Annotated in this window: 15 protein-coding genes; 9 read left to right on the forward strand and 6 right to left on the reverse strand. The window is 62.7% G+C overall.

The features are described from left to right. Nucleotides 1-85: 85 nt before the first annotated feature. Together QWU44_RS08935 and QWU44_RS08940 are read right to left on the reverse strand one after the other, a co-directional pair. Nucleotides 86-2,509 (reverse strand): HAD-IC family P-type ATPase, encoded by a 2,424-nt coding sequence (locus QWU44_RS08935; RefSeq protein WP_370915324.1) that lies wholly within the window; start codon nucleotides 2,507-2,509, stop codon nucleotides 86-88. A gap of 246 nt (nucleotides 2,510-2,755) precedes the next feature. After that, complete coding sequence (locus QWU44_RS08940; protein ID WP_370915325.1) at nucleotides 2,756-3,616, reverse strand: aldo/keto reductase; 861 nt, start codon at nucleotides 3,614-3,616, stop codon at nucleotides 2,756-2,758. Between the two features lie 136 nt (nucleotides 3,617-3,752). On the opposite strand from QWU44_RS08940, the gene QWU44_RS08945 reads away from it, so the two are divergent. From QWU44_RS08945 to QWU44_RS08970, 6 genes are read left to right on the forward strand one after another with little or no spacing between them, the layout of a single operon-like run. Next, nucleotides 3,753-4,022 carry a helix-turn-helix transcriptional regulator gene (locus tag QWU44_RS08945; protein ID WP_370915326.1) on the forward strand — a complete coding sequence of 90 codons (270 nt, stop codon included), beginning with the start codon at nucleotides 3,753-3,755 and terminating at the stop codon, nucleotides 4,020-4,022. Between the two features lie 22 nt (nucleotides 4,023-4,044). Next, nucleotides 4,045-4,491 carry a hypothetical protein gene (locus tag QWU44_RS08950; RefSeq protein WP_370915327.1) on the forward strand — a complete coding sequence of 149 codons (447 nt, stop codon included), beginning with the start codon at nucleotides 4,045-4,047 and terminating at the stop codon, nucleotides 4,489-4,491. Continuing rightward, nucleotides 4,488-5,069, forward strand: coding sequence for a hypothetical protein (locus QWU44_RS08955; RefSeq protein WP_370915328.1), 582 nt, complete (start codon nucleotides 4,488-4,490; stop codon nucleotides 5,067-5,069). The genes QWU44_RS08950 and QWU44_RS08955 overlap by 4 nt, the downstream gene beginning before the upstream one ends. A gap of 21 nt (nucleotides 5,070-5,090) precedes the next feature. Continuing rightward, complete coding sequence (locus tag QWU44_RS08960) at nucleotides 5,091-5,999, forward strand: ABC transporter ATP-binding protein (RefSeq protein ID WP_370915329.1); 909 nt, start codon at nucleotides 5,091-5,093, stop codon at nucleotides 5,997-5,999. Next, nucleotides 5,996-7,240, forward strand: coding sequence for an ABC transporter permease (locus QWU44_RS08965; RefSeq protein WP_370915330.1), 1,245 nt, complete (start codon nucleotides 5,996-5,998; stop codon nucleotides 7,238-7,240). The genes QWU44_RS08960 and QWU44_RS08965 overlap by 4 nt, the downstream gene beginning before the upstream one ends. Before the next feature lie 51 nt (nucleotides 7,241-7,291). Then, the gene (locus tag QWU44_RS08970) at nucleotides 7,292-8,794 is read left to right on the forward strand and encodes a carboxyl transferase domain-containing protein (protein WP_370915331.1); all 1,503 of its coding nucleotides are present in this window, start codon (nucleotides 7,292-7,294) and stop codon (nucleotides 8,792-8,794) included. A gap of 71 nt (nucleotides 8,795-8,865) precedes the next feature. Here the strand turns inward: QWU44_RS08970 and fkpA are convergent, their stop codons facing one another. Beyond that, on the reverse strand, nucleotides 8,866-9,225 hold the full coding sequence (fkpA, locus tag QWU44_RS08975; RefSeq protein ID WP_370915332.1) for an FKBP-type peptidyl-prolyl cis-trans isomerase FkpA: 360 nt from the start codon (nucleotides 9,223-9,225) through the stop codon (nucleotides 8,866-8,868). Nucleotides 9,226-9,428: 203 nt separating this feature from the next. Further along, nucleotides 9,429-10,724, reverse strand: coding sequence for a citrate synthase (locus tag QWU44_RS08980; protein ID WP_370915333.1), 1,296 nt, complete (start codon nucleotides 10,722-10,724; stop codon nucleotides 9,429-9,431). Nucleotides 10,725-11,503: 779 nt separating this feature from the next. Here QWU44_RS08980 and serC point away from each other — a divergent pair. The 3 genes from serC (at nucleotide 11,504) to QWU44_RS08995 (ending at nucleotide 14,639) form a co-directional block, all read left to right on the forward strand. Further along, nucleotides 11,504-12,637, forward strand: a complete 1,134-nt coding sequence (serC, locus tag QWU44_RS08985; RefSeq protein WP_370915371.1) for a phosphoserine transaminase — start codon at nucleotides 11,504-11,506, stop codon at nucleotides 12,635-12,637. Nucleotides 12,638-12,804: 167 nt separating this feature from the next. Then, a complete protein-coding gene (gene sepH, locus QWU44_RS08990) occupies nucleotides 12,805-13,740 on the forward strand; it encodes a septation protein SepH (RefSeq protein ID WP_370915334.1) in 936 nt (311 codons plus the stop codon). 8 nt (nucleotides 13,741-13,748) lie between these two features. Further along, a complete protein-coding gene (locus QWU44_RS08995) occupies nucleotides 13,749-14,639 on the forward strand; it encodes a hypothetical protein (RefSeq protein ID WP_370915335.1) in 891 nt (296 codons plus the stop codon). Between the two features lie 7 nt (nucleotides 14,640-14,646). On the opposite strand, the gene QWU44_RS09000 is transcribed toward QWU44_RS08995, so the two are convergent. Together QWU44_RS09000 and QWU44_RS09005 are read right to left on the reverse strand one after the other, a co-directional pair. Then, a complete protein-coding gene (locus tag QWU44_RS09000; protein WP_370915336.1) occupies nucleotides 14,647-15,498 on the reverse strand; it encodes a TrmH family RNA methyltransferase in 852 nt (283 codons plus the stop codon). Nucleotides 15,499-15,599: 101 nt separating this feature from the next. Continuing rightward, nucleotides 15,600-17,087 carry an NCS2 family permease gene (locus tag QWU44_RS09005; protein ID WP_370915337.1) on the reverse strand — a complete coding sequence of 496 codons (1,488 nt, stop codon included), beginning with the start codon at nucleotides 17,085-17,087 and terminating at the stop codon, nucleotides 15,600-15,602. Between the last annotated feature and the right edge of the window lie 51 nt (nucleotides 17,088-17,138).

A 17,138-nucleotide genomic window follows, 5' to 3' on the forward strand; every position in this document is an offset into this window, starting at 1 on the left:
GCGCGAGTGTTCGGACGTTGTTAAGTTTGCGAAGCCCCCTCTTCCTGTGACTCTAAGGAACGCCCCCCCCCCCGGAGCAGTCACCTCATTCCCTGAACGCGAAGACCCGCGGAGCCATCCCCGCCCGCCGCTGGCCGATCCACCATGCCACCTCAATCAACGAGGCCCCTACACCGCCGACAGCCAACGCGTGAAGCAGAAGCTGGTGATTCGAGGTATCGAGAAGCAGCAGATGCGCCAGCGGAGCGATGGCAAAGATCGTGACATACGCCACGGCTGCCCCGACGATCAACGCGATCCGCCACCACTGATAGGGGCGGGCAACCACGGCAAGCACCCAGAGCGCCATGACGAGGGTCACCGTGAGAGTGGCCGTCCCCGCCTGTCGGATCATCGGTTCAGGGGCCTGTGCCCCCGGATTCACCAGAATCCAGAACACAACGGTGAACACGCCGATCAACAGCCCCGAGGGCAATGCGAGCCGCAGTACCCGGGACACGAAACCAGATCGGGCTCTCTCGTGATTCGGTGCGAGCGAGAGCACGAAAGCCGGTATACCGATGGTGAACCAGCCGATCATCGTGACGTGGATCGGCTGGAATGGGAAGGTGATGCCGAAAAGTCCGACCACCAACGCCAGGACGATAGAGTAAATGGTCTTCGTGAGAAACAGATTGGCCACCCGTTCAATGTTTCCGATCACCCGACGTCCCTCCGCCACAACGTGGGGCAGTGTGGCGAAACGGTTGTCCAGGAGAACAACCTGCGCCACAGACCTGGTGGCCGGCGAACCTGAACCCATCGCGACCCCGATTGAGGCATCCTTCAACGCCAGCACATCGTTGACACCGTCACCGGTCATCGCGACGGTGTCTCCCGCAGACTGCAACGCCCCCACCATGTCCCGCTTCTGCTCCGGGGTCACGCGGCCGAACACCGTCCCTTCGGAGACCTGACGGACGAAATCCGGGTCGTCAGCGGCCGGCAGGTTCCGGGCATCAACCACCTTGCCCTCCAGTCCCAGTGACGCGGCAACAGCACCAACGGATACGGCATTGTCTCCCGAGATCACCTTGACCTCGACCCCTTCACGGGCGAAGTAATCGAGTGTCTCCCCAGCATCATCCCGGACCTTCTGCCGCAACACCACCAGCGCACACGGAGTCAGTGAAGAGCACCCCGGAGAAGCCGGGGACGCCTCAACCGCGCCGAGTTCCGTGGCCCGGCAGAGCAACAGGACCCGCAACCCCTGATCCGTGTACGGCGCTGCGGCGGTGAGCGCATCGGAACCATCAACCGCGAGAACATCCGGCGCTCCGAGCACCCAATCCCCCAGCCCTTCGAGGGAGGCTCCCGACCACTTTCGCGCCGAGTCGAAGGATACCGTCGAAACCACCTCGGAGACCGTTTCCGTGGAGACGCCTTCCGCGATGGCTTCCATCGTGTCATTACGGTGATTGTCCGATGCAGCGATGGAGGCGAGGACCCTCCGCGCCTCATCAGTTCCGTCACCACCATCAATCATCACGATGTCATCGAGTTCCATCCGGTTCTCCGTCAACGTTCCCGTCTTGTCGGCGCAGACGATGTTCACCCGGGCAAGGCCCTCAATGGCCGGCAGCTCGTTAACCAGTGCCTTTCTCTGCCCCAGACGCACAACTCCCACGGCGAAAGCAATGGAGGTCATCAGCACGAGACCCTCCGGCACCATCGGGACAAGGGCGGCGACCATCGAGAGCACGGCCTCCTTCCAGGGCGCGCCAGTCCGTCCGAGCTGGGTCCACACGGTGAGAATTCCGGTGGGAATCAGCAACCAGGTGATCATCCTCAAAATCTGGTTGATGCCATCCATGAGTTGTGAGTCAGTCAGCGTGAAGCGACCAGCTTCGGCAATCAGCTTCGCCTGATAGGAGTCACCTCCAATGGCGGTGGCCTGGAAGGTTCCGGAGCCGGAGGTGACAAAGGACCCCGAACGGATGGGATCACCCTCGGACTTACCCACTGCATCGGATTCTCCGGTGAGCATCGATTCATCGACTTCCAGACTCTCAGCAGAACGCACATACCCGTCCACGACGATCTGATCGCCGGGGCCGATGTCGATGAGGTCATCGAGAACGATCTCATCCCTGACGATTTCGGTGGCCACTCCGTCCCGGATGACCCGTGGTTGAGACTCTCCGAGAATCGTCAGTTTGTCCAGGGTTCGCTTCGCCCGGAGCTCCTGGATGATGCCGATGGATGAGTTCGCGATGATGAGGAGACCGAAGGCCGCGTTGATGACCGACCCGGTGGACAGGACGATCACCAGCAACACACCGAGAATGGCGTTGATGCGTGTGAAAACGTTGCTTCGGATGATGTCGGAGACACGTCGTCCCGTTCGACGGACCGCATGATTGATCAGACCGGCCTGCACCCGTTCCCTAACGGACGCGGAATCGAGCCCCCCGGGGCCCGTGATATAGCCAGTGGTTGCAACGGCGGACGCCGTGGGATCCATGTTCATGGCGCCAACTCTAACCCCGGGTACCGCAACCGACACCATTCACAGAGCACGACACAACGATGTGGAGCGCCACCATGGAAAGGTAAGCGGGCCAGTAGCCGATCCGATCTACAGCAAACCAACCGCACATACCTTCCCGCTCCCGCGAAGCCAAACCACCTACTGGTGACACCCATACCGGGAGGCCGGTTCGCCGGAGATCTCATCCCGGTTCCTCTACAGTTGGCCGACCGGCCGACCGGCTGCTCAGTCTTCGGGGAACACCAGCGGATCAGGGCCGATACGTCCCGCAATGGCGGAATCATCCAGCGCGGTGATGCTCTCAACATCACGTTCAGCAAGGTGGAAGTCGAAGATATCGAAGTTCTCACTGATACGCTTCGGGTTCGCGGACTTCGGGATGACGATGTTGCCCAGTTGGAGGTGCCAGCGCAACATGACCTGTGCCGGAGTTCTGTCCTGTTCCGCCGCGATCCGCGTGATCACCGGATGATCGAGCCCTCTCCCCCGACCGATCGGGGACCACGCTTCGGTGGCGATTCCCCGTTCCCGGTTGACTCCACGAAGTTCCGGTTGGGAGAAACCGGGATGCAGTTCAATCTGGTTGAGCACCGGGGTAATCCCAGTGGCGGAGATGATTTCGTCAAGGGTTTCGGCGTAGAAGTTCGAGACACCGATCGACCGGATACCCCCGAGCCCCTGGATCTTCGCCATCTCCCGGAAGGTGTCCACCGCAAGCCCCTGCCGAGGACAGGGCCAGTGGACGAGATAGCAGTCGACGTAATCAAGGCCGAGCCGCGACAGTGACTCCTGGAAGGCGCGGGCCGTTTCATCCGCCCCGTGACGGTCGTTCCACACCTTGGTGGTGATGAACAACTCTTCACGGGTGACATCACCGGCGGCGACAGCGTCACGAATGGCGTTGCCGACCTGTTCCTCGTTGCCGTAAATGGCGGCGGTGTCGATGTGCCGGTAGCCCACATCGATGGCGTGCCGGACCGCCCTGACACAGTCATCGTCCTTGAGCTTGTAAACGCCGAATCCGAGCTGCGGTATCTCATTGCCGTCGTTCAGGGTCACGGTCGTGGGAAAGGTCTTCTCAGTCATGGCCCCCATTGAACACCCATGGCCGGAGACGCGCACGAGGTACGCGAGCACGGGGGCAGTCGGCCGGCATCCACGCCATCCAACGTTACACAGTAGAATATTGACAATTCATTGTGTTTATACAACACTTTATTTTATGTCCCCATCGAAAAAGCCGACGCGCCCAATCTACAACCGCGTCAAGGTTCTGCGCACGGAGCACGGGATGTCACGTGCCGATCTCGCGGCGGTCATCGAGGTCAATCCACAGACCGTCGGAGCGCTCGAACGCGGAGACCACTACCCCAGCCTCGACCTGGCGATGCGCATCGCCGAAACCTTCCGACTACCGGTCGAGGCAGTGTTCTCCCGCGAGGAGTTCAGCCCCATGTCCCACGACCTCTACCCCACACCAGTGACACGGTGAGCACACGGAAAGGAACACGACAGTGACCACACCCCGCATAATCGCACCGACCGTCTCCCTGAGTAGGCGTCGTCTTCTCGTCGGGGGCTTCACCGCAGTCACCGCCGTCGCGGCCCTGGTCGGGATCGGAATCAGCACTGGCGTGGTGCCCGTCTACCTGTTCGCCGCCATCTGCGTCCTTCTCGCTGTACTATCCAACCGACTCGGCACGGCAACCGGAATGAACGACCGGTCCCGCGAACTGGACGAATACGAGCACGCACAGAGGTCACACCGTCGTGAGCAGGCTCTGTGGATGCTGTCAGCCTGTGCCGGAGTCTGTGCGCTGGTCATCGGGATCTCCGCGGAATCCGGTTCGGTGGATCTGATCCGGGCCACCACCGCGTTCCTCCTCCTGGGGGTCCTGTTTTCCCTGGCCTGGCCGAACCTCGTGACCGCGTGGACCACACCGGACACGGAGGAAGCATGACCGGCCACACTCCCTCCCCGAGGACCCGCTACCGGCAGCACCGTCTGGACAGTTTCGAACGTCGACGGGACGTCCTGGACTCTCGGTTCCACCGGTGGCGGAATCTCCGCCACCGGCGGGTCCTGGTTCTCCTGTTCTGCGGGGTCTACCTCACCGGGGTGACACTCAGCGTCGCGGCGGTACTCCGTGAACAGGCGACCCTGCTCGCCATGACCGCGGCCCTGTGTCTGGCGTCCTGTGCCATCTGGTCCATGATCCGCACGCTGATCCGACTGGAGGACATGGCGCCGCCGGAGTTCCTCGACGAATACGAGCTGGAGAGACAGCTCCGACTACGCGCCACGACAACCCACTTCTACTACATGATCGGTCTGGTCTACGCCGGAATCATCACCTTCGGATCGGTCTGGGCGCTGGACAAAGGGTGGGCGATGCGCGATCTGTACGACCTGACGTACACGACCGGCATGACGATGTTCCTCATCATCGGTCTGATCGGCGCCATCCCCGGACTCGTCCTCGCGTGGACCTTACCCGACCCCACCGACCCCGATCTGCTGTTCCCCGACGCGGACTGAAAACCAGTAAGGAAGAAAACCATGACACGCTCACCATCCCCGCTCGTCATCGACGGGATATCCAAGAGATACGGCGATCTCACGGCACTCGACGGCATGAGTTTCACCGTGCACCCCGGCGAGATTTACGGCTTCGTCGGATCCAACGGGGCCGGCAAGTCGACCACCATGCGTATCGCACTCGGGGTCATCGCAGCCGACTCCGGCGAGGTCCGGCTCGGCGACGAACCGCTCACCGAATCCTCCCGCCGCCGCATCGGTTACATGCCGGAGGAACGGGGACTGTACCCGAAGGAGAAGATCGGCGCACAGATGATCTACCTGGCACGGTTGCATGGTGTCGACAAGCGCTCAGCCGAGAACCGCACCACCGACCTCCTTGAGCAGCTCGGGCTCAGCGGCCGAGCCGACGACCAGCTCGAGTCACTCTCCCTCGGAAACCAGCAGCGCGTGCAGCTGGCCGCCGCCCTCGTCCACGACCCGGATGTCCTCGTCCTGGATGAACCGTTCTCGGGCCTCGACCCCGTGGCGGTGAACGTGATGAGCGACATCCTCGTCGAGCGGGCGCAGGCGGGGGTCCCGGTCCTGTTCTCCTCGCACCAGCTCGACCTCGTCCAACGTCTCTGCCACCGCGTCGGGATCATCGCCGCTGGCCAGATGCGCGCGGAAGGCACCGTCGACGAGCTCCGGGACACCGGTGAGGACACTTACGAGGTACATGTCGGTACCCCCGGGGACTGGTGGCGGGCGGTACCCGGGGCCACCGCAGTCAGCGGTGGCGACACCGTGACACTACTCACCCTCGATCCCGGATGCCCGACCACTGACCAGGACATCCTGCGCGCCGCGATGGCCGCCGGTCCGGTTCACCATTTCACCCGTCGCCGTCCCGACCTGTCCGATCTTTTCCAGGAAGTAGTCAAACCATGAGCCACCCGACCGACACCTATTCTTCGACTGCGGCGATCCGGCTGATCGCCGCCCGTGAGGCACGCGCCGTCCTCACTCGGAAATCCGTCTGGGTGACCCTCGTCATCATGCTCGTCGCCGTCCTTGGTGGTCTCGGCTGGGGCGCTTGGCAGGGTTCGAAGGAGAGCGCACCACAGGTCATCGGTTACATCGAAACAGAACCTGCAGCACTCGCGGCCGTGACCCGGGACAGTGGGGACAGTCCGATCATCGAATCGATCGCCTACCCGGATCAGGCTGCCGCACTGGAAGCACTCTCCGACGGGGACGTCGATGCCATCTACCGTCCTGCGGAATCCGGGGCGGGTTGGGAGCTGGTCACCGAATCCTCCGGTGACACAGACATCCTCACCGCACTCCGGGCCGCACAGAGCACGATCGCACAGGACGAATTGCTCGCCGAGATCGGGATCAGCAGTGCACAGCTCTCCGCTATCACCGCAACCGGAACCGTGTCCGCAGTCCACGTGGGCGACGAATCGGGCGGTGGTGCCTTCGGTGATCCGCGGATCGCAGGAACCGTCATGATCACGCTGATAGGCATCGGTGTACTGGTCATGTCGGTAATGATGTTCGCCATCACCATCGGTTCTGCGGTCATCGAGGAAAAGTCCTCTCGCGTCGTCGAACTCATGGTTTCCACTGTCCGGCCGCTCGATCTCCTGTGGGGCAAGATCATCGGAGTCGGTGGAGTTGGATTGGTGTTCGTCGCCGCCCTGTTCGCGGTCGCGGCTGCGGGAATCGGGTTCACCGGGATCGGCGAGCGTTTCGACGTCGAGATAGATCTCACGGTTCTGCCTGTCCTGCTACTGTTCTACATCCTCGGGTATCTCTTCTTCTCGGTGCTCTATGCGGCGGCCGGCTCGCTGGTGTCCAGGATGGAGGACTTCCAGGGCGTGCAGACACCGGTGATTCTGCTTCTCATGGGAGTGATGTATCTGCCGTTCTTCGGTCTGTCTCAGGTGGATTCGACCTTTATGCGCACCGCCGCCTGGGTGCCACCGTTCTCATCCTCGACGATCCCGTTGCAGTACGCGGTCGGCAATGTCGGGGTCGGAGGCGTCCTGGGCGCCGCGGCGATCCTCACCCTGTCCACTGCCGTGATCATCTTGCTCGCCGCCCGGATCTACCGCTCGTCGATTCTGCACACCGGCTCCCCCGTGGGCTGGCTGAAGGCACTGCACCGAGCGCAGCGGGGCTGACCTGTACCGGATCGCCCCGGCTGGCGGCTCACCGTGGTTACAGTGACAGCCATGACGAACACCACCTCCCGCGATCTCATCGATCAGGTTCTCGATCCCGGTTCCTTCATATCCTGGGACAACCCACCCGTGTACGGGAACATCAGTGACGGGTATCGGGAGACTCTCGAACGCGCCCGGGAAAGGTCCGGCGTCGATGAAGCGGTGATCACCGGCGAAGGGACAGTGAGCGGTACCCGGGTGGCATTCGTCCTGAGTGAGTTCGGTTTCCTCGGCGGATCCATCGGAGCGGCGACAGCCCGCCGCATCATCGACGGAATCCACAAAGCCACAGAGAGTGGACTTCCCCTGTTGATCTCTCCGGCGTCAGGCGGCACCCGGATGCAGGAGGGAACCCCCGCCTTCGCATTGATGGTGTCCATCACCACAGCCGTCTACCGGCACAAGGACGCCCGACTCCCCTTCCTCGCGTATCTCCGTAATCCCACCACCGGCGGCGTGATGGCGTCCTGGGGATCCGCCGGACATTTCACCTTCGCGGAACCCGGCGCACTGCTCGGTTTCCTCGGACCCCGCGTCGTCGAGCTCACCACCGGCATCCCGATGCCGGACGGGGTGCAACGGGCCGAGAACCTCGCCGCCCGAGGTGTGATCGACGGTGTCGTCTCCCCGGGCCAACTGCGGGAATCGGTGGTGAAGATCGTCGATGTCCTCCGAACTCCGACCACGGGCGTGCACACGATCGACGTGATGGTATCTCCGGAAACACCCCGTATAGACGTGTGGGATGCGATCACCGCGACACGCCGTACCGACCGCCCGGGACTGCGGAATCTCGTCGAATGCCTTTCCGATCACCTCATCCAACTGTCGGGCACCGGAGACGGTCGGATCTCCCCGGCTGTCATCGTGGCCCTCACCCGGATCAAGGGGCAACCGTGTGTGCTCATCGGGCAGGACCGGCACGCCCAGCCGCCGCACGCGGCGACGGAACTCGGCCCGGCGTCGCTACGCTTCGCCCGGCGTGGTGTGGCGCTGGCGCAGGGCCTTGGTCTGCCGCTGGTCAGTGTCATCGACACCCCGGGGGCTGAGTTGTCGGTCGCAGCCGAGGAAGCGGGCATGGCGGGTTCCATCGCGCGGACCCTCGGTGAACTCGTCGACGTAGACGTTCCGACGGTCTCGGTGATCCTCGGGCAGGGCTGCGGAGGCGGGGCGCTGGCGATGCTGCCCGCAGATACGGTTCTCGCCGCCGAACATGCCTGGCTCTCCCCACTGCCCCCGGAGGGCGCATCGGCGATCATCCACCGGGATACGGACCATGCCCCGGAGATGATGCGGGAGCAGCGGGTCTCCGCCTTCGCCCTGCGGGATACCGGTATCGTCGATGCACTCATCCCGGAGGAACCCGACGCTGCCGAGGAACCGGATGCGTTCATCTCGCGGGTTCTGAACGCAATTGCCGGGGCGCTCAACGAATTGGCGTCAGCCCCCGAGACAATCGGGCGCGAACACCGCTTCCGACACTACGAGCGGTGGGCCGTGGAACGGAACTGACACCTGAGACGCGAGGAAACCACCGCCCCGATTGGGCGGTGGTTTCCTCGTTGGGAATCTGCTGCTCTACATCAGCCGACGCTGATCAGGTCAATGACGAAGACAAGGGTCCGGCCGGAGAGCGGATGCCCGCCACCCGCAGGCCCGTAGGCGGCTTCCGGGGGAATGGTGAGCTGGCGGCGCCCACCCACCTTCATCCCCGGGATACCCTCCTGCCAGCCTGCGATGAGGCCGGAGAGGGGAAATTCGATGGTCTGTCCACGATCCCAGGAAGAGTCGAACTCTTCGCCCGATTCGAAGTCGACGCCGACGTAGTGCACCTCCACGAGTCCATTGGGCTGAGCAGCCGGCCCGTCACCTTCAATGAGGTCGACGATGACGATGTCCTCTGGGGCGGGGCCGGTCTGTGCTTCGATCGTGGGCTTGTCCATGAACGCTCCTTTGGGCTGTAGACGTGATGTTCACTGGCGATGGTATGCGATGTTGCCCCGCTCACGACCGGGCGAGGGTGGCGTGCCACCACAACGGAGCCACTGTACGCGATTTTCTTTCAAGGAAAAAATACCGGCGACCCTCGACAAGGAAGAACCCGCGGTGTACCGCGGGTTCTTCCGCATCTCGATCAGCGATACATTCAGCGCTGCGGGCGCGGAACGAACTCGCGGAGAGTCTCACCCGTGTAGATCTGACGCGGGCGATAGATCTTGGAGGCGGGGTTCTCGATGAGCTCACGGTACTGGGCGATCCAGCCCGGAAGACGGCCCATGGCGAAAAGCACCGTAAAGAAGTCCGTCGGGAAGCCCATCGCCCGGTAGATGAGACCGGTGTAGAAGTCAACGTTCGGGTAGAGCTTGCGGGAAATGAAGTAGTCGTCCGCCAGGGCGATCTCCTCCAGGTTCAAGGCGAGATCGAGCAGCTCGTCACCACCCATCTTCTCCAACACCTCGTGCGCAGTGGACTTGATGATTGCCGCACGCGGATCGTAATTCTTGTACACGCGGTGACCGAAGCCCATGAGACGGACACCGGCCTCCTTGTTCTTCACCCTGGTCATAAAGTCGGTCGCGTCGCCGCCGTTGGCCTTGATCTCATCAAGCATCTCGAGAACAGCCTGGTTAGCGCCACCATGGAGCGGGCCAGACAGGGCGTTGATGCCCGCAGCAATGGAGACGAACATGTTCGCCTGCGCGGAAGCGACCATACGCACCGTCGAGGTGGAGCAGTTCTGCTCGTGATCGGCATGCAGAATGAGCAACTGATCGAGGGCCTTGGACATGACCGGGTCGACCTCGTAATCCTCGGTCGGGAAACCGAACATCATCCGGAGGAAGTTCTCACGGGCGTTGAGTTTGTTGTCCGGATACATCCACGGTTCCCCGTGGCGGGCACGGTGCGCCATCGCAGCCAGCATCGGAACCTTGGCCATCAGGCGGACAGTGGCCTTGTCACGGTGCTCTGCATTCAGCGGATCCAGGGAATCCTGATAGTAGGTGGAGAGGATGTTCAGGGAGGACGCCAAAACGGACATCGGGTGAGCATCACGGGGGAACACCCGGAACTGGCTCTTGAAATCCTCGTCGATGAGAGTGTGGTGCCGAATCTCGGCATTAAACTTCTCCAACTGCGCCTGCGTCGGCAACTCACCGTGAATAAGCAGATAAGAAACCTCGTTGAAGGTGGCTTTCGCCGCAAGGTCCTCGATCGCGTAACCACGGTAGCGGAGAATCCCCTCGGCACCGTCGATGTAGGTGATCGCAGATTCGGTGGAACCGGTGCTGACATAGCCCGGGTCATAGGTGACGAGTCCGGTCTCGGCGAGCATCTTGCCCAGGACGATGCCGTCCTGACCTTCGGAAGCCCGCATGATGTCCATCTCGAACTCACCACCGGGGTAGTGGAGTACGGCCTTGTCCTTGTTGTCAGTTGCCACAATGTACCTTTCAAGCTTTGTCAAGTGTCACCATCCCAGTTCTGGGACGGCCATTGCACCGAAGCATGGTGCGCCACGCTGAACTGCCACGCCTCACCGGGCGGTGTTGCCCGGAACACAATCCGGATAATCACCTCCACGCTATACGGTTTGTCACGCACAGGCATCCACTCCGGTTGTACCCGTAACATCATGCCCGCTAGATGACCTGAACACATAGAGCCAGGACTCACCGCCCCCGCGTAGCCCTAATGAAACAGCGGCAACAGACAACAGCGGCACGTGACACACCCTGTGAAGTTATCAGTGTTCCATGAGGTGAGGAGCCTTTTCAGAGGATGGACCGAGATGGCCAACGGCACCATTTTTCAAAGGCTCGGTACGTCATGGTTTTACACATACCCCCAAAAACACGGCAGTGGGGTGTGGCACAGTCTAGCAAAGATTGTGATGACCCAGACAGTTAAGTGCACAGTATTCAACCCCAACACACCCGCTACGGGGGGCCCGGGACACAGGTTTACTACCCCCGCCTATTTGGTCTTCCAGGGTCCGCGAACAGAACATGACGTTCGAGCATTCCCCACTGCCCGCGATCTGTCCGGCAGGGCCGGAAGGTTCCTGCATCTCTTCCTCCATCACGTGCCCGAGCCACACCCCCACCATGCGCCCCGGACCAGGCCCGGGGACTAGAGTTATCCGGGTACGGTTTTGTGCTGTACCCGGTCTGCTACCAGACCACAGCCCCAGTACCCAACGAGGAAGACCCCGACACCGCCATGACCGACCAGTACCCCACCCTTCCCGCGAACCTGTTGCCCGCAGACGGCCGCTTCGGCTGTGGTCCGTCTAAGGTGCGTCCCGCTCAGATTCAGGCCATCGTCGACGGCGCCACCGGAATCGTCGGAACGTCCCACCGGCAGGCCGCTGTTCGCGACGTCGTCGGCTCCCTCCGTGAAGGTCTGGCCGAACTGTTCAGCCTTCCGGAAGGCTACGAGATCGTCCTTTCTCTCGGTGGTGCCACCGCCTTCTGGGATGCCGCCACGTACGGATTGATCCGTGATCGCTCCGGTCACCTGACCTTCGGGGAATTCTCCGGAAAATTCGCCGCAGCGGCAAAGAAGGCCCCGTGGCTCGCGGACCCGGCGATCGTCGCCGCGGAACCTGGTTCCGCCCCGCAGCCGCAGGCATTCGAGGGATGTGACGTGATCGCCTGGGCCCACAATGAGACATCCACGGGTGCGATGGTTCCAGTGACCCGACCGGAAGGCTCCGCGGGATCCCTCGTCGTCATCGACGCGACTTCAGGTGCGGGCGGGCTCCCGGTCTCGATGGACCAGGCAGACGTCTACTACTTCTCCCCACAGAAGTGCTTCGCGTCCGATGGCGGGTTGTGGTTCGCGGCAATGAGCCCCGCGGCGATCGAGCGAATCGCCGAGATAAACTCCTCCGACCGTTTCATCCCCGCCTTCCTCAACCTGCAGACGGCCGTCGACAACTCCCGCAAGAACCAGACCTACAACACCCCGGCCGTCGGTACCCTCCTGATGATGAATGACCAGGTGCAGTGGATGAACGCGGCTGGCGGTCTCCCGGGCATGGTCGAAAGAACCACCGCTAATTCACAGGTCCTCTACCGCTGGGCGGATGCCCGCCCCGAGGCACAGTGCTTCGTCTCTGATCCCGCGAACCGGTCACTGGTTGTCGGCACCATCGACTTTGACGATTCGATCGATGCGGCACGAATCGCGAAAATTCTGCGGGCGAACGGGATCGTCGACGTGGAGCCTTACCGCAAGCTCGGCCGTAACCAGCTCCGTGTAGGTATGTTCCCCGCAATCGATGCCGCCGACGTTGAGAAACTCACCGCGTCCATCGATCACATCCTCGACGAGGGGCTTGCCACCGCATAGCCCGGATTCAGCCACAGCCTGGCTTCGTACGGGGAGCATCCGTCACAAAAACACCACCGCGACCGGCGCTTCTGACCGGTACCGCGGTGGTGTGTGCGTTAGAGTGGAGCAAAAGCCGACCCCGGACCCGGGAGATCCGGCCCCATCAGAGCACACAGGGAGATCGTATGCGGGAGCTCAGAATCGTACCCGAGGAATCCACACCCGGGTCCCTGGTGCTCCACCTCGTCGATCCGGTGTCGGGCACCGCGGAGGATGAACAGTTCTTCCTCACGGTCGATGATCGACTCCGCGGCATCATCACCGGCGACGCGGCCACCCCCGCAGCAGAATCTGCCATGTCGACAGATACCGACGGGGATCCCGCCGCATCCCGCACATCGCGGGAACCAGACCCCAGGCTCTCTGCACCGCTCACCATGAGTCCCAAGGAGATCCAGGCGAGAATCCGTGGCGGCGCAGAAATCAGCGAACTGGCCACAGAATGCGGTGTCCCGGAGAGTCGCATCGAGCCATTCGCACACCCGGTCCTCCTGGAACGCGGACGTATCGCCGACATGGCGAAACAGGCACATCCCGTCCGAGACGACGGGCCCGCACCACTCACCCTCTGGGAGGTCCTCGCGACGGCGCTAGCCGCCCGTGGATACGATCTCGACAGCAGTGAATGGGACTCCTACCGTGAGTCCGGTGGCCAGTGGGTCATTTTGGTCACCTGGTTGGAGGGGCAAACCAGAACCACCTCTGAGTGGTCCTACCACCGCCAGGGCGTCAGCAATGCCACCGCGGTCGCCCGGAACTCGGTCGCGGCAGCCCTCCTCGACCCCAACTTCGGACGCCCCAAGCGTATCCTCAGCCCGGTCTGGGCGGGGACCGACACCGCCCAGGACGATGACAGGACCGGGGAGCACGGTTCATCCCACACGGCCCCCGGAGACTCCGGCCACGATGCCGAGGACCATCTCGGGGATGGAGGTGACCGGGATTTTCTCCGTCATCCCGATGATGAGCAGTCCAAACGTCCCCGCCGCAGAGCCATCACCCCGCACTGGGAGGATGTCCTTCTGGGGGTCCGCACGAACACCAAACGACCGAAGAACTGAGTCTCCAGGTGAACAATCCGACCCACACCAGCGCCGTCATCACGATCTGGTTCGTCAACACAACCGACCCAGCCGCCGTCATAGCCAGTGAACCACGCTCCGACCGTGGTTTCGGACGTAAGTATCTTGCCCAGTTGAACCCGGCATGGCCCATCACTCCCATCGGTCAGTTCGCTCTGAACCGGAGTGTTCCGGCGTCAACCGACGAGTACTACATCGCGGGATATCCCGGTGTCACCCTCGTGCAGACCGTCATCGACGACATCCATCGACTCTCCGACCTCGATCCCCGTCTCCTCTCTTCCCTGCCCGCCCAGGACATCTACGTCTTCGCGATGGATCCTGCGACCGACTTCGGTGGATTCGCCCACTTCCATGACGGTACGGTGGTGCGTTCGCTCTGCGCCCGGCGTGACCGCCTCTATGAGGACATCGGCCTACCTGACCCCTTTGAGCTGCCGTTCTGGGCCGGTGAGCACGATGACGGCACGGGCGGTGGCATTGACCTTCCGTTCCATCCCGTTGACCTGGTTCCGGCCGCGCAGCAAGCCTGGTTGGGCTTCGACATCACATCTGATGGCCCGGACATCCACGTCACGGCCTTCGCGGTCGACGGACGCCCGGAGCCCCGTTTTCTTGACGGATCCGGACATCACCGGGCACCGGACCTGGATACGGTGGTGGGCAGGGCGTCGTCGAAACTCGGGCTGTCCGTGCGCGACCCGGGGTACGACGATTACGAGACCCACGATGCCGATGATGCGGACGGTGACGAGTTCCGGAGGCTCGCGGAAGCAGGTGCGGCGGCAGCACGCAGGGTCGGCAAGATCATTGTGAGGCGCGGCCGCGCTATGAGGAAGACCATCGGACATCGCCTGCGGCACACCGACCGCCCGTGAGAACCACTCAGCGCAGACTGCGCTGGCGTTCGTAAAATGCAATCGCAGCGGCTGTCGCCAGGTTGAGGGAATCCGTGCCGGAGGCCATCGGTATCCGGGCACGGACATCGGTGGCCCGCATGGCGTGCTCCGACAAGCCGGGCCCCTCCGCTCCGACCAGGAGTGCGAGCCGATTCACAGGGTACCCATCGGCTCCTGTGACGGCATCCGCGAGATGCTCCGCAGCCGGATCCGGTGTGAGTGACAGAAGGGTGAATCCGTCGGCGCGGAGGTCCTCGAGTCCTCGCTGCCACGTCGTCGGTGTTCCGGAAAAATGCGCAAATGGGGTGCGCAGAACATGCCCCATGGAAACCCTCACCACCCGCCGGTACAGTGGATCCGCGCACCCGGCACCGAAAAGGATCGCGTCCACGCCGAGTCCCGCTGCGTTACGGAACAACGAACCGATGTTCTCATGATCCCCCACCCCTTCCAGGACAGCGATGGTGCGCGCACCGTCAACAGCTTCGGTAACGCTCATACCGGGTACTCTGTCGGCGGCGGCGAGCAGTCCACGGTGCATATCGAACCCCACGGTCTCTGCGAGGGTACGACGCTCCACCTCATAAATCGGGATACCCCTGGCCGAGACAGCCCGGACCACCTCGGGATCGGCAAGGAATTCATCCAACCGGTGCCCGAAACCGACGATTGAGCGAACCGGGAACCGGGAGGCCAGGAGTCTCCCGACAACCAGTGCACCTTCGGCGATGACCAGTCCCTTTCCCCCGGGGAGGTCGGGGCGGTTGTCTGAATGGTTGAGGTCCCGGTAGTCGAGGAGCCTGGAATCGTCTGGGGAGGTCACAGGTATGCGCAGCACGGTGTCATCGTAGGACACTGTGCCCGCCGGGACACACAGAGGCGCCGACCTCCGGGGAAACTGGCCGGGGGTCGGCGCCTCGTGGGGTCCGGACGGAGCCGTCACCCGATGGCGTGGATCACCGGATCAATGGTGAAGTAGATCATGAAGAGTACGGAGATCAGCCACAGCAACCAGTGCACCTTCTTCGCGCGGCCGCTGGCGAGGGACATCAGCACGTAGGCGATGAAGCCCACACCGATGCCGTTGGCGATCGAGTAGGTGAACGGCATGATCACGATGGTGAGGAACGCTGGAAGTGCGACGTGGAACTTCGTGAAATCAATGTCCACGACCTGCCCCATCATCATCGCACCAACGACGACGAGCACCGGGGCAGCCGCCTCGATCGGGACGACCTCATACAACGGAGTGAGGAACATCGCGGCAAGAAACAGGACACCGGTGACCACGTTCGCCAGTCCCGTTCGGGCACCGTCAGCGATACCTGCAGCCGAGTCGATGTAGACGGTGTTCGACGATGCTGAGACACCACCACCGACGACGGCGCCGGCGCCCTCGACGATCAGCGCACGCTTCATGTCCGGAAGGTTGCCCTCAGCGTCAACCAGGCGTCCCTGTTTACCCAGCGCGGTCATGGTACCCATCGCATCAAAGAAATTTGCCAGGACCAGGGTAAACACGAGCAGCGATGCGGAGAGCACTCCGATGCGACTGAAGGCGCCGATGAGGTCAACCGCTCCAACCAGCGACAGGTCGGGTGCACTGCCCACGCTGTCGGGGAGCGCTGGAACGGCGAGGGACCAACCTGTGGGAACCGGTTTCCCATCGACGAACGACGGGCCGGAGTCTGTGAGTGCCTCGACGATCATCGCAAGGACCGTGGTGGTGAGGATTCCGATGAACAGACCACCACGGACCCGTCGGGTGACCAGGACACCACAGATGACCAGCCCTGCACAGAACACGAAGGTCGGCCATGACCCAATCGATCCATTGATACCGAGGCCGACAGGTACCGTGGTACCCGCGGCATCCGGGATGCGACGTACGAAGCCCGCATCGACGAGCCCGATGAGCGCGATGAACAGGCCGATACCGACGCCCATCGCGGCCTTCAGGGAGTGCGGTATCGCCTCAAAGACAGCGACGCGGAAACCGGACACCGCCAAGATCACGATGATTATGCCGTCAATAACGACGAGGCCCATGGCTTCGGGCCAGGTCAGACCTTCTGTGGCCACCAAGGTCACCGCGACGAGGGTGTTGATCCCGAGTCCGGTGGCGATACCGAAGGGGTAGCGGGCGATCACGCCGAAGGCGATGGTCATCACACCGGCCGCAAGGGCCGTCACCGCAGCCACCTGTGGGATACCCAGGGTGTCACCGTTGACGTCGGCGGTGGTGCCGATGATCAGTGGGTTCAGGATGATGATGTAGGCCATGGCGAAGAAGGTGACCACGCCGGCCCGGATCTCGGTGCCCACGCTTGACCCGCGGGCGGTGATGTGGAAGAAACGGTCGAGTGCGCCGTCGGACTGGTCCGTCTGCGGCGCGGCAGCGGTGATGCCGCCGGTGCTCTCGGTCATGAGTGTAGGGTGTCTTTCCGTCAGTACGGTCAGGGATGTCACATGCCCTCC

Source organism: Corynebacterium sp. CCM 9203 (genome assembly GCF_041357675.1).
GTDB lineage: Bacteria > Actinomycetota > Actinomycetes > Mycobacteriales > Mycobacteriaceae > Corynebacterium.

What these genes read in the sequence shown, in the direction of transcription:
- sepH (WP_370915334.1), top strand. Translation starts at nt 12,805, where the DNA reads ATGCGGGAGCTCAGAATCGTACCCGAGGAATCCACACCCGGGTCCCTG.
- QWU44_RS08945 (WP_370915326.1), top strand. Translation starts at nt 3,753, where the DNA reads ATGTCCCCATCGAAAAAGCCGACGCGCCCAATCTACAACCGCGTCAAG.
- serC (WP_370915371.1), top strand. Translation starts at nt 11,504, where the DNA reads ATGACCGACCAGTACCCCACCCTTCCCGCGAACCTGTTGCCCGCAGAC.
- QWU44_RS09005 (WP_370915337.1), bottom strand. Translation starts at nt 17,087, where the DNA reads ATGACCGAGAGCACCGGCGGCATCACCGCTGCCGCGCCGCAGACGGAC.
- QWU44_RS08965 (WP_370915330.1), top strand. Translation starts at nt 5,996, where the DNA reads ATGAGCCACCCGACCGACACCTATTCTTCGACTGCGGCGATCCGGCTG.
- QWU44_RS08935 (WP_370915324.1), bottom strand. Translation starts at nt 2,509, where the DNA reads ATGAACATGGATCCCACGGCGTCCGCCGTTGCAACCACTGGCTATATC.
- fkpA (WP_370915332.1), bottom strand. Translation starts at nt 9,225, where the DNA reads ATGGACAAGCCCACGATCGAAGCACAGACCGGCCCCGCCCCAGAGGAC.
- QWU44_RS08970 (WP_370915331.1), top strand. Translation starts at nt 7,292, where the DNA reads ATGACGAACACCACCTCCCGCGATCTCATCGATCAGGTTCTCGATCCC.
- QWU44_RS08960 (WP_370915329.1), top strand. Translation starts at nt 5,091, where the DNA reads ATGACACGCTCACCATCCCCGCTCGTCATCGACGGGATATCCAAGAGA.
- QWU44_RS08940 (WP_370915325.1), bottom strand. Translation starts at nt 3,616, where the DNA reads ATGACTGAGAAGACCTTTCCCACGACCGTGACCCTGAACGACGGCAAT.
- QWU44_RS08955 (WP_370915328.1), top strand. Translation starts at nt 4,488, where the DNA reads ATGACCGGCCACACTCCCTCCCCGAGGACCCGCTACCGGCAGCACCGT.